General features: G+C 59.5%; 14 protein-coding genes. 7 read left to right on the top strand and 7 right to left on the bottom strand.

The window, feature by feature from the left end:
• Nucleotides 1-18 precede the first annotated feature (18 nt).
• Nucleotides 19-891 (top strand): undecaprenyl-diphosphate phosphatase, encoded by an 873-nt coding sequence (locus tag B9Z41_RS13925; RefSeq protein ID WP_100147685.1) that lies wholly within the window; start codon nucleotides 19-21, stop codon nucleotides 889-891.
• Nucleotides 892-922: 31 nt separating this feature from the next.
• Here the strand turns inward: B9Z41_RS13925 and B9Z41_RS13920 are convergent, their stop codons facing one another.
• From B9Z41_RS13920 to mutS, 3 genes are read right to left on the bottom strand one after another with little or no spacing between them, the layout of a single operon-like run.
• A complete protein-coding gene (locus B9Z41_RS13920) occupies nucleotides 923-1,741 on the bottom strand; it encodes an alpha/beta hydrolase (RefSeq protein WP_100147684.1) in 819 nt (272 codons plus the stop codon).
• Nucleotides 1,742-1,746: 5 nt separating this feature from the next.
• Nucleotides 1,747-2,574, bottom strand: a complete 828-nt coding sequence (locus tag B9Z41_RS13915) for a proteasome-type protease (protein WP_100147683.1) — start codon at nucleotides 2,572-2,574, stop codon at nucleotides 1,747-1,749.
• Nucleotides 2,571-5,228 carry a DNA mismatch repair protein MutS gene (gene mutS / locus B9Z41_RS13910; protein ID WP_100147682.1) on the bottom strand — a complete coding sequence of 886 codons (2,658 nt, stop codon included), beginning with the start codon at nucleotides 5,226-5,228 and terminating at the stop codon, nucleotides 2,571-2,573. The genes B9Z41_RS13915 and mutS overlap by 4 nt, the downstream gene beginning before the upstream one ends.
• A gap of 259 nt (nucleotides 5,229-5,487) precedes the next feature.
• Between mutS and B9Z41_RS13905 the strand changes: the two genes are divergently transcribed.
• Together B9Z41_RS13905 and B9Z41_RS13900 are read left to right on the top strand one after the other, a co-directional pair.
• Nucleotides 5,488-5,847, top strand: a complete 360-nt coding sequence (locus tag B9Z41_RS13905) for a type II toxin-antitoxin system RelE/ParE family toxin (RefSeq protein WP_233202692.1) — start codon at nucleotides 5,488-5,490, stop codon at nucleotides 5,845-5,847.
• Between the two features lie 2 nt (nucleotides 5,848-5,849).
• Nucleotides 5,850-6,362: a helix-turn-helix domain-containing protein gene (locus B9Z41_RS13900; protein ID WP_158236190.1), complete on the top strand. Its 513-nt coding sequence runs from the start codon at nucleotides 5,850-5,852 to the stop codon at nucleotides 6,360-6,362.
• Between the two features lie 33 nt (nucleotides 6,363-6,395).
• Here the strand turns inward: B9Z41_RS13900 and B9Z41_RS13895 are convergent, their stop codons facing one another.
• Nucleotides 6,396-7,286 carry an inositol monophosphatase family protein gene (locus B9Z41_RS13895; RefSeq protein ID WP_100147679.1) on the bottom strand — a complete coding sequence of 297 codons (891 nt, stop codon included), beginning with the start codon at nucleotides 7,284-7,286 and terminating at the stop codon, nucleotides 6,396-6,398.
• Nucleotides 7,287-7,391: 105 nt separating this feature from the next.
• Here B9Z41_RS13895 and B9Z41_RS13890 point away from each other — a divergent pair, with 105 nt between their 5' ends.
• Nucleotides 7,392-8,129 (top strand): RNA methyltransferase, encoded by a 738-nt coding sequence (locus tag B9Z41_RS13890; RefSeq protein ID WP_100147678.1) that lies wholly within the window; start codon nucleotides 7,392-7,394, stop codon nucleotides 8,127-8,129.
• A gap of 11 nt (nucleotides 8,130-8,140) precedes the next feature.
• Nucleotides 8,141-8,911 (top strand): serine O-acetyltransferase, encoded by a 771-nt coding sequence (gene cysE, locus B9Z41_RS13885; protein ID WP_100147677.1) that lies wholly within the window; start codon nucleotides 8,141-8,143, stop codon nucleotides 8,909-8,911.
• 14 nt (nucleotides 8,912-8,925) lie between these two features.
• Here cysE and mog read toward each other — a convergent pair whose 3' ends face one another.
• Both mog and yjgA read right to left on the bottom strand, forming a co-directional pair.
• A complete protein-coding gene (mog, locus tag B9Z41_RS13880; RefSeq protein ID WP_100147676.1) occupies nucleotides 8,926-9,546 on the bottom strand; it encodes a molybdopterin adenylyltransferase in 621 nt (206 codons plus the stop codon).
• Nucleotides 9,543-10,220 (bottom strand): ribosome biogenesis factor YjgA, encoded by a 678-nt coding sequence (gene yjgA, locus B9Z41_RS13875; protein WP_100147755.1) that lies wholly within the window; start codon nucleotides 10,218-10,220, stop codon nucleotides 9,543-9,545. Before yjgA ends, mog begins: the two co-directional genes overlap by 4 nt.
• Before the next feature lie 79 nt (nucleotides 10,221-10,299).
• Between yjgA and pmbA the strand changes: the two genes are divergently transcribed.
• Nucleotides 10,300-11,691, top strand: a complete 1,392-nt coding sequence (gene pmbA / locus B9Z41_RS13870; RefSeq protein ID WP_100147675.1) for a metalloprotease PmbA — start codon at nucleotides 10,300-10,302, stop codon at nucleotides 11,689-11,691.
• A gap of 175 nt (nucleotides 11,692-11,866) precedes the next feature.
• Here the strand turns inward: pmbA and B9Z41_RS17065 are convergent, their stop codons facing one another.
• Entirely contained in the window at nucleotides 11,867-12,004 is a 138-nt protein-coding gene (locus B9Z41_RS17065) for a hypothetical protein (protein WP_158236189.1), read from the bottom strand.
• Nucleotides 12,005-12,149: 145 nt separating this feature from the next.
• On the opposite strand from B9Z41_RS17065, the gene B9Z41_RS13865 reads away from it, so the two are divergent.
• Nucleotides 12,150-15,141 (top strand): Ig-like domain-containing protein (locus B9Z41_RS13865; RefSeq protein ID WP_233202690.1); only part of this gene is annotated, 2,992 nt, incomplete at its 3' end.

Here is a 15,141-nt window from a genome sequence, read left to right as displayed (position 1 = left end):
ACGTTTTGCTGGAGTTGTATGGATATCGTTTTGCTATTGAAGGCCGCCGTGATGGGCGTGGTCGAAGGGTTGACCGAGTTTTTGCCCATCTCCAGCACCGGACATTTGATCTTGGCTGGTGCGTTGCTCGGCTTTGACGATGACAAGGCCAAGGTGTTTGACATTGCCATTCAAACGGGTGCCATCTTTGCGGTGGTCTTGGTGTACTGGCAAAAAATAGCCAGCACCGTGGTGGCTTTGCCTTCGCAACGCATGGCACGCCGGTTCGCGTTGAATGTGCTGATTGCCTTTGTGCCTGCCGTGGTGTTGGGCTTGTTGTTCGGCAAGTTCATCAAAGCCCATTTGTTCACGCCCACCGTGGTGGCGAGCACCTTCATTTTGGGTGGCTTCATCATCTTGTGGGCCGAGGGCTGGGGACGACGCCACGCCTTGACCGGCACCGAGGGCGCGATGGATGTGCACCCCAACGACAACGCCCGCATCTTGAATGTCGAGTCCATGACCCCGCGCGACGCTTTAAAGGTGGGCTTGGTGCAATGCCTGGCCATGATTCCAGGCACCAGCCGCAGTGGTGCCACCATCATTGGCGGCATGTTGTTGGGGCTATCACGCAAAGCCGCTACCGACTTTTCGTTTTACCTGGCCATTCCCACCTTGATCGGGGCCGGTGCCTATAGCCTGTACAAAGAGCGTGCCTTGCTGAGCTTGGCCGACGCGCCCGTGTTTGCAGTGGGCCTGGTGTTTTCGTTCATCAGCGCTTGGGTGTGTGTGCGTTGGCTGTTGCGCTACATCGCCACCCACAGCTTCATCCCGTTTGCCTGGTACCGCATTGTGTTTGGCGTCGTGGTGTTGGCCACCGCTTGGTCAGGCGCGGTGACTTGGTCGGCGTAAATACCAGCCCAGTTCAATCAGCCCGCTTTCATCAGCCAATCAAATTCAACAGCGCGGCCTCAACGGCTGCCGCCGCCACCAGCGGATGCTCCATCGGAAACAGGTGTGTGCCATCCACCATGGCAATGCGTCCTTGGGTGATGCGGCGGCTGAAGTCCAGCCCCACTTGCCGCAACTCACGCGATTGCAAGCCGCCAATCAAGGCCGCCTTGCACTGCAAGGGGTGACGCTTGAAGTAGCCCTCCAAGTGATCGGGCAAGCCGTTGTAAATCGCGCTTTCAATGTCGCGGTCAAAACTCAGCAGACGGCGCACGCCTTGTGCACCCTGCACCTCATGCGTGCCGTGCGTCACGTAGTCGTGCAACACGCGCGGGTGCCATTTGGCAAACACCTGCTTGCGTTGAAAGTGGGCCAACACCTCGGCTTGGCTGGGCCAGCTGATACGGCGTTTGCGGCTCACCGCGGCGGGCGACAGTGACTCCGCCATAGGCAGGCGTTTGCCCATCTTGAGCAAGTTGGCGCGCCAGCCACCCAGCATGGGCGAGTCCAGCAACACCACGCCGCGTATCAGAGCGGGTGATTGGGCTGCCACCATCATGCTCAAGATGCCGCCCAGTGAGTGCCCCACCAAAAACACCGGCGCAGCAGCGGCCAAAGGCGTCACAAAGTCGGTCAGCTCTTGCACCAAGTGAGGCCAGTTGTTGGTCACCGGATAGCGTGGGTTGTGGCCCAGCTTTTCAATGGCCTCCACTTGAAAACCACGCTGGCGCAAGGCATCCAGCATCACGCCATACGTGCTCGCTGGAAAGCTGTTGCCGTGCGAGAAGACGATCAGGGGTTGCGGTGTCATGCAAGTCAGATCAGCTTGTCGTCTGGAGTCTCAATTTTTTTGAGGGCTTGCGCGCGCAAAGCGGCTTGCATCAGAGGCGTGGTGGTTTGGCCACCATCCCACATCGGGTCTTCAATGCCATCGAACACTTCGCGCAAGCGCTGGCCCCAGCTGTTATGCAGCATTTGGAAGTAGGGGTTGTGCTCGTCGATGCAGACCACTTTGTCGCTTTGAAAACTGTCGGCCTCGTACACCACCATGTCCAGGGGCAAGCCCACCGATAAGTTGGATTTGAGGGTCGAGTCCATCGACACCAGGGCGCATTTGGCTGCCTCGTTGAGCGGGGTGTCGGGGTGCAGCACGCGGTCGAGCACGGGCTTGCCGTATTTGGACTCGCCAATTTGAAAGTACGGCGTCTCCGCTGTGGCTTCGATGAAGTTGCCGGGCGAGTACACCTGGAACAAGCGCATGCCTTCACCCGCAATTTGCCCGCCAAAAATCAGCGACACATTGAAGTCCACGCCAGCGGCTTTCAGTGCAGCCGCATCGCGCTCGTACACCCGGCGAATGGCGGAGCCCAGCACGCGCACCGCGTCAAACATGCTCTTGGCATTCCAAATGGTGGTGGGGTCGCTCTCGGGTGTGTCTTTGAGTTGCTCGACTTGCAAGATCTCGCGCACCGATTGCGAGATCGACAAATTACCCGCCGACAACAACACCATGAAGCGGTCGCCCGGCTTTTCGTAGACGATCATTTTTCGGAAGGTGCTGATTTGGTCCAGGCCCGCGTTGGTGCGCGAGTCTGACAAAAAGACCAAGCCAGCTTTGAGTTTGATGCCTACGCAATAAGTCATGACAGTTTCTTGAGTTGATACAGGGCGTCCAGCGCATCGCGTGGACTGAGTTTGTCGGGGTCGATCTCGGCCAGTTTCGCATGCAGCAAGCTGGGGCCTACGTGCTCGACTTCAGGCGGTGGGGCAAACAGGTCGACCTGCACGCGTGACGCATCGGCTCCCGCTTCGAGCGAGGCTAAGGCATGACGTGCATGGTTGAGCACGGGGGTCGGCATGCCTGCCAAACGTGCCACCTGGATGCCGTAGCTCTTGCTGGCAGGTCCCGGCTGAATTTCGTGCAAAAACACAATGTGGTTGCCACTCTCTGCTGCACTCACGTGCACGTTCACGGCGGCGCGGTGGTTGGCCGGGAACTCGGTGAGTTCAAAGTAGTGGGTGGCAAACAGCGTGAAAGCTTGCGTCTTGTCGTGCAAATGCGCGGCAATGCCGCTGGCCAAGGCCAAGCCGTCGAAGGTCGAGGTGCCACGGCCAATCTCATCCATCAGCACCAAGCTGTGTGGCGTGGCGGCGTGCAAGATTTGCGCGGCTTCGGTCATCTCCAGCATGAAGGTGGACTGCGCATTGGCCAAGTCATCGGCCGCACCGATGCGGGTGTGGATGGCATCAATCGGCCCCAAGCGACAGGCGCTCGCTGGCACATGGCTGCCGATGCTGGCCAGCAACACGATCAGGGCCACTTGGCGCATGTAGGTGGACTTACCGCCCATGTTGGGGCCGGTGATGACTTGCATGCGTTGCGTGGGCCCCAGGCGCGTGTCGTTGGCAATGAAGGTTTTGGCGGCACCGCCCGAGGCCATGCCATGGGTTTCGGCCAAACGCGCTTCAACCACCGGGTGACGACCCTGGGTGATCTCGATGCAAGGGGTTTTGACAAACTCGGGGGCACACCAATTCAGCGTGAGCGAGCGTTCGGCCAAAGCACTCAAGGCGTCCAGCGTGGCCACCGCCGTGGCCAAACGGGTGAGGGCTGGCACAAACACTTGCAGCGCGTCGAGCAATTGCTCGTACAAAAACTTTTCGCGTGCCAGCGCACGCTCTTGTGCGCTCAGTGCTTTGTCTTCAAAGGCTTTGAGTTCGGGCGTGATGAAACGCTCAGCATTTTTCAGGGTCTGGCGACGGCGGTAGTCCTCGGGCACCTTGTCCACCTGGCCTTGCGTGACTTCAATGTAAAAGCCATGCACCTTGTTGAATTGCACCCGCAGGTTGGCAATGCCGGTGCGCTCGCGCTCACGCGTTTCCAGCGCCAGCAAAAAGTCGTCGCAATTGGTTTGAATGGCCCGCAACTCATCGAGTTCGGCGTCAAAGCCGTCGCCCATCACGCCGCCATCGCGCACCAACGCGGCAGGCTCGGGCAACAGCGCGCTGGCAATCAGCTGCGCACATTCAGGCGGCATGTTCAGGGCTTGCACCACGGTGTGGAGTAAGGGGCTGGCGGGCAACAGGGGCGCCAACAGCGGCTGCATCTGCCAGGCTTTGTGCAGGGCCAGCCCGAGTGCCACCAGCTCGCGTGGGCGCACCTGACGCAAGGCCACGCGCGCGCTGATGCGCTGCACATCGGCCGAGCCTTTCAAGGCTTCGCGCAAGGCTTTGTAGGCTTGGCCGTGCCGGGTGTCTTGCAAGGCTGTAATCGCTGCCAAACGGTGTTGGGCGTTGCTGCGGTCACGCTCGGGTTCAAGCAGCCAGCGCTTGAGCTCGCGGCTACCCATGCCCGTCATGCAGGTGTCGAGCAGTGAGAACAGCGTGGGGCTGTCTTCGCCGCGCAGGGTTTGGGTCAGCTCCAGGTTGCGGCGGGTGGTCAGGGGCAAATCAATCAGCGCGTCATCGCGTGCCACCATCACGCCGTGCACATGGGTCAGGGCACGGCCTTGCGTGTGCTCGGCATAGCCCAGCAGCGCGGCCACAGCCGCGTGGGCTTGGCTCACGTCTTGGGCGTTCCAGGCATTGAGCGAGGCTGCCTTCAGGTGCTCCAACAATTTGCGTGCGCCTAGGGCAGCATCAAACTGCCAGGCCGGACGGATGTGGATGGGCAGGTTCACCTGCTGGCACAAGGCCTTGAGCTGTTGCTCAAACACAGGGCTGACTTCGGCGCTGTAAATCACCTCGCTGGGCGCAATGCGGGCCAGCCAGCTGGGCAAGGCATCGCTGTCGCATTCGGCCAGATGCACCAAGCCTTGCGTGATGCTCAGCCACGCCAAGCCACACCCGGTGCGTGCGCTTTGGTGCACCGCCAGCACAAAGGCTTCGCTCTTGTCAGACAACAAGGCGCTGTCGGTCAGCGTGCCGGGGGTGACCACGCGCACCACCTTGCGTTCAACCGGCCCTTTGCTGGTGGCCACATCGCCCACCTGTTCGCAAATGGCCACCGATTCGCCCAGCTTGAGCAAGCGTGCCAAATAGGTTTCGACTGAATGGAATGGCACCCCCGCCATCACCACCGGCTGGCCGCCCGATTGGCCGCGCTGCGTGAGCGTGATGTCGAGCAGTCGGGTGGCCTTTTCGGCATCGGCAAAGAACAACTCGTAGAAGTCGCCCATGCGGTAGAACAACAGCGTGTCGGGGTACTCGGCCTTGAGGCCAAAGTACTGCTGCATCATGGGGGTGTGTTCTGCGAAGTCTTTGGGTGCTTTTTCGTTCTGAATGGGTTCTTTTTGCATCAATGACTTGGCGCGTTTATGCGTTCATGCCGACAAGTGTTTCGCTCGCTTGTATTTTGACAGGCTTTGTAGCGTGACTTAAATACTGTCAAAACGGCGCTACCCATCTCATCGCCCACCCGGCGCTATTGTCAAGAAGCAGAGTTTTTGATTTGAAAATAAGAAATCATCTTTGCATGATATCAATAAGGGGTGATAATTGAGGCAGGGAAAGGAATGGCGGGTCATTTTTCACGACGACTTCGACCCGGAGTTTGATGTGCTTTCACCAGATGTTCAGGATGAGCTTTTGGCCACACTGGTGGCTGTCAAGAAGCTAGGGCCAAAGGCTGATCGTCCTCACGTTGGGACGCTCAATAATGCCAAGCATCCCAATATGAAAGAACTGCGCTTCAAGGCGAATCGCGGCGCAGAGATTTGGAGAGCAGCTTTTGCCTTCGACCCCAATCGTCACGCCATCGTCTTGGTTGCAGCGGCTAAACAGGGGTCAGTTGAGAAGAGGTTCTACAAAGACTTGTTGAAAACGGCCAATGAACGTTTTGACAGCCATTTGGCTAGATTCAAGGTGGCCCAGCCTGAGATCAAAAGCAAAGTTACTCAGGGAAAAAATAGGAGATGACCATGGGACGAAATTTAGACGACATCATCGATGGCCTCCCAAAGGATCGGCAAAAGAAGATCGAGGCGCTGAGTGTCAAAAAAATCGAAGACATGATTGCGCACGCCGAGACCCTCACTGACTTTCGCAAGGCGGTTGGCAAGACACAGGTACAAGTCGCCAAACAGCTCGGCATCAAACAGCATGCGGTTTCTCAGCTTGAGAAGCGCTCCGACACCTATGTCTCCACACTCAGGCGATTTTTGAAAACGCTTGATCTGAATCTGGAGCTTTCTGTGGTTGCGAAGAACGGCAACCGAATCAACTTGCCAAACTTTTTGCCTTGGCGTGAAAACGATACCGTGGCAGCAGACGCAGCTGTTTTGGCTCCCGCAACGAAAGCACTTGCGCGCAAGCGTGTCTCAAGAGACGATGGTGATAGCAAGTCAACAGCCTCGCGGAAAACGACATCAGAAGTGGCCAAGAGGATGCGGGTTATTTCCAGCAAGACACCCTCCGCATCACGCAGGGCCTGACTTGGGCTCAGTACTTACTGGCCCAGGCCCGCGTTACAGAGGCGCGTCGTCCTCGCCCTGCGACGAGATGCTCAAGGTCTTGGCCGATTCGCTCACCGCACGCTTGTCGTCGGCGCTGGCGAACTTGGAGTACTTGTGCAACAAGGGCACCAGTTGGGCATAAATGCGTGGGCTGGCTGCCAAGCACTCGCGTTGTTCCAAGAAGTTGGCGTCGCCCGTGAAGTTGCCCACCAAGCCACCCGCTTCGGTGATCAGCAAGGCACCGGCAGCCATGTCCCAGGGCTGCAGGCCCAGTTCAAAGAAACCATCGCTGAAGCCCGCTGCCACATAGGCCAGGTCGAGTGCGGCAGCGCCCGGGCGGCGCAGGCCGGCGGTGCGTTGCATCACGTCGCCCATCAGGCGCAGGTATTTGTCAAAGTCGTCCTCGGGACGAAACGGAAAACCGGTGGACAGCAAGCACTCGTCCAAGCGGGTGCGTTTGCTCACGCGGATGCGGCGATCGTTCATGAACGCGCCGCGCCCCTTGGTGGCGGTGAACAAGTCGTTACGGCTGGGGTCGTACACCACGGCGTGCTCGAGCTTGCCGCGCACTTGCAAGGCAATGCTCACGCAATAGACAGGAAAGCCGTGGATGAAGTTGGTGGTGCCGTCCAGCGGGTCAATGATCCAGATGTGGTCTGCCTTCGGGTTGCCGTGTTCTGAGCCAGACTCTTCGGCCAAGATGCCGTGGTCGGGGTAGGCGGTCAGCAGGGTGTCGATGATGGCGCGTTCGCTGGCGTGGTCGACTTCGGTGACAAAGTCATTGACTTGCTTTTGCGAAATGCGCACGGCTTCCACATCGAGGGCAGCGCGGTTGATGATGGCACCAGCGGCGCGTGCGGCCTTGATGGCCACGTTGATCATGGGGTGGAGTGTGGACGACATGGATTGTGTGAAGAGCTGACCCGGCAAAGGGTCGAATGAACAGACCCGGTGATGCGGGCGGCGACAATAGGCCAGATTTTACGCCCCTCGTTACGCACATTGCCCATGCACACCCGTTTCATTCTTTTAAACACCAGCCATGCCGGCAACGTGGGGGCGACCGCACGCGCCATGAAGGTCATGGGCTTCACCGATTTGGTGTTGGTCGCTCCCCGTTGGGACAACGTCTTGCGCCGTGAAGAAACCATCCAGCGCGCCAGTGGTGCCTTGGATGTGCTGCACAACGCGCGCATCGTCGCCACGCTCGATGAGGCGCTCGATGGCATCAGCCACTTGTGTGCCACCGCCATGACGCCGCGTGACTTTGGCCCGCCCACCCTGGACCCGCGCAGTCACTTTGCAGCCCTGGCTGCGTCCCACGCGCAAGCCCCGCAGCAAGGGGTGGCATTTTTATTTGGCTCCGAGCGTTTTGGCATGCGCAACGAAGACGTGTACCGATGTCACACCTGCTTGAGCATTCCCACCGACCCCAAGTTTGGCTCTCTCAACCTGGGGGCTGCGGTGCAGGTGCTGGCCTATGAGTGGCGCATGGCCCTGGGTGGTTTTGCAGTGCAAGAGGCCGTGCCTCCCAGCGAGTTGGCCGACGCCGCACAAGTGGCAGGTTTGTTGGAACACTGGCAACAAGCCTTGACCACGATTGGTTTTTTGGATCCGGAGTCGCCCAAGAAGCTGATGCCGCGCTTGAACCAGTTGTTCAATCGGGCGCAGCTGACGCAAGAAGAAATCCACATCTTGCGTGGTGTGGCCAAAAGCATGGCGCAAGCCGCCAGCGACAAACGATAGACTCACCGCTTATGTTTTCACGCCTTCGCTCCGACGTTCAATGCATCCTTGACCGCGACCCTGCTGCGCGCAGCCGCTGGGAGGTGCTCACCTGCTATCCCGGTTTGCACGCCGTGGTGTTGCACCGCTTGGCCCATGCCTGCTGGGGTTGGGGCTTGCGTTGGTTGGGGCGTTTCATCTCGCATCTCTCACGCTGGTTGACCGGCATTGAAATTCACCCTGCCGCCAAGATTGGCGAGCGCGTGTTCTTTGACCATGCCATGGGCGTGGTGGTGGGTGAGACCGCCGAAATTGGCGACGGCTGCACCATTTACCAAGGCGTGACCTTGGGGGGCACCTCGCTCTACAAAGGCACCAAGCGTCACCCCACGCTGGGCCGCGATGTGGTGATTGGCGCAGGCGCCAAAGTGTTGGGCGGCTTCACCGTGGGCGATGGCGCCAAGGTGGGCAGCAACGCCGTGGTGACCAAGCCCGTGCCTGCGGGGGCCACAGCCGTGGGCAACCCCGCACGCATCATCCAGGCCGAGTCGGATGCCAAGCGCGAAGAAGCGGCGTCGAAGATGGGTTTTTCAGCCTATGGGGTCACGCAAAACGACGACCCCCTGAGCCAGGCCATGCGTGGCCTGATTGACAGCGCAGCGGGTCAAGAGCATCAAATTGCGTTGCTCTGGCAAGCCATTGAACAACTGTCCAATGCGCAAACCGGTGCCGATTGCGTGCCCAGTGATGCAGCGCGTCAAGAACACTTCGAAGCAGCGCGCATCAACCAGTTGCTGGACTGACGCACGGGCGGGTCTTACACCCGCTTGGACTTGATCGCCGTTTTAGGCCGCCAGCCTTTGCAAAACGCGTCGCGCGTTTCCATGTAGGGGCCGCCAATCAAGTCAATGCAATACGGCACAGCGGCAAAGATGCCGTCCACCAACTGCTTGCCTTCGGCGTCTTTCAAGCCACCCAAGGTTTCTTGGATCGATTTGGGTTGACCGGGCAAATTGATGATCAGGCTCTGGCCACGAATCACCGCCACTTGACGCGACAAGATGGCGGTCGGCACAAATCGCAAGCTGATCTGGCGCATTTGCTCGCCAAAGCCTGGCATCTCTTTGTCGGCCACGGCCAGGGTGGCTTCGGGCGTCACATCGCGCAAAGCTGGGCCTGTGCCGCCGGTGGTCAGCACCAAAGCACAGCCTGCATCGACCAACTCAATCAAGGTTTGGCTGATGGTGGCTTGTTCGTCCGGAATCAAACGTGCGTGGTAGTCGATGGGGTTGAACAAGGCCTGGCCCAACCAGTCACGCAACGCGGGCAGGCCTTTGTCTTCGTAAGTGCCGCTGGAGGCGCGGTCGCTGATCGACACGATGCCCACCTTCAGGGTGTCGCAGCGTGCATCGGGTATGGGCAGGGCAGTCTCGGTCATGGCTTGTACACCTCGCTGTCGTCGTCCTCGGGGGTGCGGGCCGCGTCTTCGGCATCGCTCAAGGTGGTTTTGACGAGTTGAAAAATGTCACGGTAAGCGCGCCCCTGGCGTGGCAGCAGACCTTTGGCCACATCGGCTTTGGAGGTGGTGTCGTCTTTGCGTGCTTGGCGCACCAAGGCGCGCAATTGTTGGCTGTCGGTGCTGGGGTGGGCCAGCATCCATTCCGACACCGCGTTGTCGTCTTGAATCAGACGGTCTCGCCAATGCTCGGCCAGGTGCAGGGCCAGGGTGTCGCGGGTGCTGCCCATGCGCTGTTCGTTGAGCGTGTCGCGCATGGCCACCACCGCCTCTTCGTTGAGCTTGCGCATCAACTTGCCCACGTACTGCATTTGGCGACGCTTGCCTTCAAAGTTGGTGATGCGGCGCGCTTCGGCCATGGCCTCGCGCAGTTGGTCGTTCAAATGGCCTTGGGTTTGCAGTCGGTCCAACAAGTCGGTGCGCAAAGTCAGCAGTTCTACCCCGAGATCTTGCCGCTCGTCGCTTTCGCGTTTTTTATCGGTGCGGCTGGCACTGTCGGTGCCTTTGAGTTCGCGTTTGAGTTCCAGGTCGAGTTCGCTGCCTTCGGCCACAAATTGGCCGCGAACGAAGTAACCTTTTTTGGGTTTGCGTGACATAAAAAGAAGGGGGTCCAAAGCGGTCGGCTTGCCCTTCAACACAAAGGGAAACACAGTGGCAAGTATCATAGCCGCCGATATGAGCAAAGCCACCCCAAAACCCGCCGTCCCTGCCCGTCACACCTCTCAGGGTTTCAGTTACAGCCGTGATCAATTTGAAGAATTGGTCGATCTGGCACTGGGGCACGCCAAAAAACTCGGTGCCACCGATGCGGGTGCCGAAGCCTCTGAGGGCAGCGGTTTGAGCGTGTCCGTGCGCAAGGGTGAGCTGGAAAACGTCGAGCGCAACCGCGACAAATCGCTCGGCGTCACCGTGTATGTGGGCCACCGCCGTGGCAATGCCAGCACCTCTGACTTTTCCAAAGCGGCGATTGAGCGCACCGTGCAAGCGGCTTACGACATTGCGCGCTTCACGGCCGAAGACCCCATGGCTGGCCTGCCCGATGAGCAAGACATTGCCAAACACCATCCCGAGTTGGACTTGTTCCACCCCTGGGCCATCACCAGCGAAGAGGCGGCTCAGTTGGCCCTGCGCTGCGAAGAGGCCGCACTGCGCACCAGCAAGCGCATCACCAACAGCGAAGGTGCTGCGGTGTCGGCCCAGCAAAGCCATTTCTTCAGTGCCCACACCCACGGCTTTCGCGGCGGCTATGCCAGCTCGCGTCACAGCCTGTCGGTGTCGCCCATCGCGGGCAAAGGCAACAACATGCAGCGCGACGCTTGGTACACCTCCATGCGCTCGGCCGACGAGCTGTCGTCCCCCGAAGCCGTGGGCCGCTACGCCGCCGAGCGTGCCTTGAGCCGCTTGAAGTCGCGCAAGATCGCCACCACCCAATGCGCGGTGTTGTTCGAATCGCCTGTGGCGGCGGGCTTGTTGGGCGGGTTTGTGCAGGCCGTCAGCGGCGGCTCGCTCTACCGCAAGAGCACCTTCTTGCTCGACTCGCTGGGCAAGCGCGTGTTCCCCAAACACATCGACATCTTGGAAGACCCCCATGAGCTGCGTGGCAAAGGCAGCTCGCCGTTTGACGACGAAGGCGTCACCACCCGCGCTCGTCGCGTGGTGGATGCGGGGCGCGTGCAAGGTTATTTCCTGAGCACCTACTCGGGTCGCAAACTGGGCATGCCCACCACGGGCAATGCGGGTGGGTCGCACAATCTGGTCATGCAGTCGCGGCTCACCCAAGCAGGTGACGACCTCGACGCCATGCTCCAAAAACTGGGCACCGGCTTGTTTGTGACCGAGATGATGGGCCAAGGCGTGAATTACGTCACGGGTGACTATTCACGTGGTGCCAGTGGCTTTTGGGTGGAGAACGGGCAGATTGCTTTTCCCGTGCAAGAAATCACCATCGCGGGCAACCTCAAAGACATGTTCCAAGGCATCCAGGCCATTGGATCGGACGCCTACACCATGGGTGCCAAGACCATCGGCTCGGTCTTGATCAACCGCATGAAAATCGCGGGCAGCTAAGCAGCCCCAGTCCCCCCATCGGCGGTGGTCACCGCTGATTTCTCCTTTTCATCGATTGCACAGCGCACAGCATCACGCGCTGTGGGCTTCTTCACGTCCGCTCGATGCACGTGTGCGCCGTATGCGCGCTTGCATGGCCATTTTTTGTGCTTTGAACACGCCAATTGGGTGTGAGCTATTTAGGGTTTGTTTTTTCTAAAAATTCCGGGCATTGAACGCCAAAGAATTGCTTTTTGAGCAAGGCAATCTCTAAGTCGCCTTCATATTTTTTGAGTACTGCTTTCTTTATTTTTTTGCCTGTGATTTCGATCATAAAAATATCTTGTTTATGACAATAAAATCATCAAAAACAATAAAAATAACAAAATCATTAAATATGTAAAGTCTTTCAAGTCACACGACTTTGAGGCCGATAGACAGGGTGCAAAACATCGGCCCGCTCTCTAGAAAAACCTCTCATGCCTGCAGAACTCAATCCTCCTAAAAAAAACAATGCAGCGCAATCTACCCCCCCTACCCAAGGGATAGACGCCAAAAAATGGTCTCTCCAAATGGACGGTCTGTGGCTGTCCGAGAGCGAGCAAGCGCCCAGCCCATGGACGATTGCCGTCGGAGCCTCATCGGGACAAGCCACCAAGGTCAAAGTGCACCCAGGGGCCGCCTACAGGCTGCTGCCACCCAAGGTGTCTGCACAAGACACAGCAGCCCGCAAGAAACAAAAAATCAGTCACCGTCAAGAGCAAGATGATTTGATCCTCTCCACGCCAGAGTGTGACGAGTTGGTGTTGGAGGGGTTTTACGCCCATGCCCAATCGAGTGCGCCAGCCCTGTTGACAGTGACTGAGTTGGATGGCGCTGAACGTGTGTTGGGTGCCACGGAACAAATGGCATCTGCCAGCCCAAGCAACGACAAAACCTTGCTTTGCGCCAACGACCAGAGCGCGGCATCAGCCAGTCAAAACAACCCCAACACGGCCACGACGGCGGGGGCCAAAGACAAAGATTCAGACAGCGTGTGGCTGCCCGTCTTCGGTGCCAACACGCTGATTGGCTTGGCGCCCTTGCTGCTTTTATCTGGTGGGGGTGGTTCGGGTGGTTCCAGCACCTCGGGCGTGGTGGGTAGCTCAACACCTGGCGCGCCCACGATCACCCGTGTCACAGACGACGTCGGTTCTATCACTGGCGTGGTCAACAACGGCGGGCGCAGCGACGACACCCAACTGGTGGTGCGGGTCAGCCTGAGTGGTACCAACGCAGTCGCGAATAACACCCTACAGCTTTACGACGGCACCAACGCAGTCGCCAGTGTCGTGACCTTGAGTGCCAGCCACATCAGCAACGGCTATGTGGACATCACCACCAACACCCTGAGTAACGCCACCACTTACGCTTTCAACGCCAAAGTCATCAATGCGCTGGGCAGTGCCAGCACAGCGTCAGCCAACTACACCGTCACCATCGACACCACCGCACCTACAGCGCCGAGCATCGGCAGCGTCACCGACGACGTGGGTGCCATCACTGGCCCGGTGGCTGCGGGTGGCGTGACAGACGACACCCAACTGGTAGTGCGTGTGAACTTGAGCGGCACAGGGGCCGTGGCCAACGACAGCGTGCAGCTCTACAACGGCACCAGCACGATAGCCACTGCGGTGACCTTGAGTGCCACAGACATCAGCAATGGCTATGTCGACGTCGCCACCCATACCCTGAGCAACGGCAACAGCTACGTCTTGAATGCCAAAGTCAGCGACGTGGCGGGCAACATCAGTGCGGTGTCGAGCGACTACACCGTCACCATCGACACCGCAGCACCTGCGGCGGCAAGCATCGGCAGCGTCACCGACGACGTGGGCACCATCATCGGTGCGGTGGCCAACGGTGGGCGCAGCGATGACACCCAACTCGTGGTGCGCGTCAGCCTGACGGGCACAGGTGCCGCAGCCAACGACAGCGTGCAGTTGTATGACAACACCACGGCCATCGCCAGCGCGCTGACCTTGAGTGCCACCGACATCAGCAACGGCTATGTGGACATCACCACCTACACGCTGAGCGACGCGACGACGTACACCTTCAACGCCACAGTCACCGACGTGGCAGGCAACGCCAGTGCGGTGTCGGCCAGCCACGTGGTGACGGTTGACACCACAGCCCCTCTGGCACCCAGCATCACCCGTGTCATCGATGACGTAGGCGCCATCACCGGAGCCGTGGCTGACGGCGGGCTCAGTGACGACACCCAACTGGTGGTGCGGGTCAGCCTGACGGGTACGGGTGCCGTGGCCAACGACACGGTGCAGCTGTACGACAACACCAGTGTCATCGCCAGCGCAGCCGCCTTGAGTGCCACCGACATCAGCAACGGCTATGTGGACATCACCACCAACAGCCTGAGCAACGCCACCACCTACGCCTTCAACGCCAAAGTCATTGACGTGGCGGGCAACGCCAGCGCAGCGTCTGGCAACTACAGCGTCACCATCGACACCACGGCGCCGGTGGCGCCCAGCATCAGCCGCATCGTGGACGATGTGGGCACCATCACCGGCGCCGTGGCAGAGGGCGGCGTCACAGACGACACCGTGTTGACGGTGACCGTCTCGCTGGCAGGCACCAGTGCCGTGGCCAATGACACCGTGCAGCTGTACGACGGCAGCACGCCCTTGGGCAACCCGATCACCCTGACGTCGGCCGACATTTTGGCGGGCGCGGTGGACTTCAACACGCCGATCTTGAGCAGCGGTGTCACGCATGACCTGAACGCCAAACTCATCAACATCGCCGGTACAGCCAGCGACGCATCTTTGCATCACCACGTGAGCGTGGACACCACGGGTCCCAGTGTGTCCGCCATAGCACTCAGCGACACGTCTTTGAAAGCAGGCGAGACCAGTGCTGTCACCATCACCTTCAGCGAGGCTGTGAGCGACTTTGACAACAGCGACGTGACGGTGCAAAACGGCAGCCTGAGCACTTTGAGCAGCGCCGACGGCGGCGTCACTTGGACGGGCACCTTCACGCCCACCGCGAACTTGGAAGACACCAGCAACGTGGTCAGCCTGGCCGCCAGCTACACCGACATCGCAGGCAACAGCGGCAGCACCGCCACCAGTGCCAACTACAGCATCGACACCCTGGCGCCGACGGCGAGCATCAGCCTGTCGGACAGCGCGCTCAAAGTGGGCGAGACCAGCGTGGTGACGATCACCTTCAACGAAGCCGTGAGCGGCTTTGACAACAGCGACGTGACGGTGCAAAACGGCAGCCTGAGCACGCTCAGCAGCGCCGACGGCGGCGTCACCTGGACGGGCACCTTCACCCCCAGCGTCAACCTGCAAGACACCAGCAACGTGGTCAGCTTGGCTGCGAGCTACACCGACATCGCAGGCAACAGCGGCAGCATTGCCAGCAGCGCCAACTACAGCGTGGACACCCTGGCCCCCACGG

Source organism: Limnohabitans sp. JirII-31 (genome assembly GCF_002778315.1).
In the GTDB taxonomy this organism is placed as follows: Bacteria; Pseudomonadota; Gammaproteobacteria; order Burkholderiales; family Burkholderiaceae_C; genus Limnohabitans.
This window is presented reverse-complemented; position numbering and strand designations above follow the sequence as displayed.

Coding starts and splice junctions, on each gene's coding strand:
- B9Z41_RS13900 (WP_158236190.1), top strand. CDS start 5,850: ATGGGACGAAATTTAGACGACATCATCGATGGCCTCCCAAAGGATCGG.
- yjgA (WP_100147755.1), bottom strand. CDS start 10,220: ATGTCACGCAAACCCAAAAAAGGTTACTTCGTTCGCGGCCAATTTGTG.
- B9Z41_RS13890 (WP_100147678.1), top strand. CDS start 7,392: ATGCACACCCGTTTCATTCTTTTAAACACCAGCCATGCCGGCAACGTG.
- B9Z41_RS13925 (WP_100147685.1), top strand. CDS start 19: ATGGATATCGTTTTGCTATTGAAGGCCGCCGTGATGGGCGTGGTCGAA.
- B9Z41_RS13915 (WP_100147683.1), bottom strand. CDS start 2,574: ATGACTTATTGCGTAGGCATCAAACTCAAAGCTGGCTTGGTCTTTTTG.
- B9Z41_RS13920 (WP_100147684.1), bottom strand. CDS start 1,741: ATGACACCGCAACCCCTGATCGTCTTCTCGCACGGCAACAGCTTTCCA.
- B9Z41_RS17065 (WP_158236189.1), bottom strand. CDS start 12,004: ATGATCGAAATCACAGGCAAAAAAATAAAGAAAGCAGTACTCAAAAAA.
- pmbA (WP_100147675.1), top strand. CDS start 10,300: ATGAGCAAAGCCACCCCAAAACCCGCCGTCCCTGCCCGTCACACCTCT.
- mutS (WP_100147682.1), bottom strand. CDS start 5,228: ATGCAAAAAGAACCCATTCAGAACGAAAAAGCACCCAAAGACTTCGCA.
- B9Z41_RS13895 (WP_100147679.1), bottom strand. CDS start 7,286: ATGTCGTCCACACTCCACCCCATGATCAACGTGGCCATCAAGGCCGCA.
- cysE (WP_100147677.1), top strand. CDS start 8,141: ATGTTTTCACGCCTTCGCTCCGACGTTCAATGCATCCTTGACCGCGAC.
- mog (WP_100147676.1), bottom strand. CDS start 9,546: ATGACCGAGACTGCCCTGCCCATACCCGATGCACGCTGCGACACCCTG.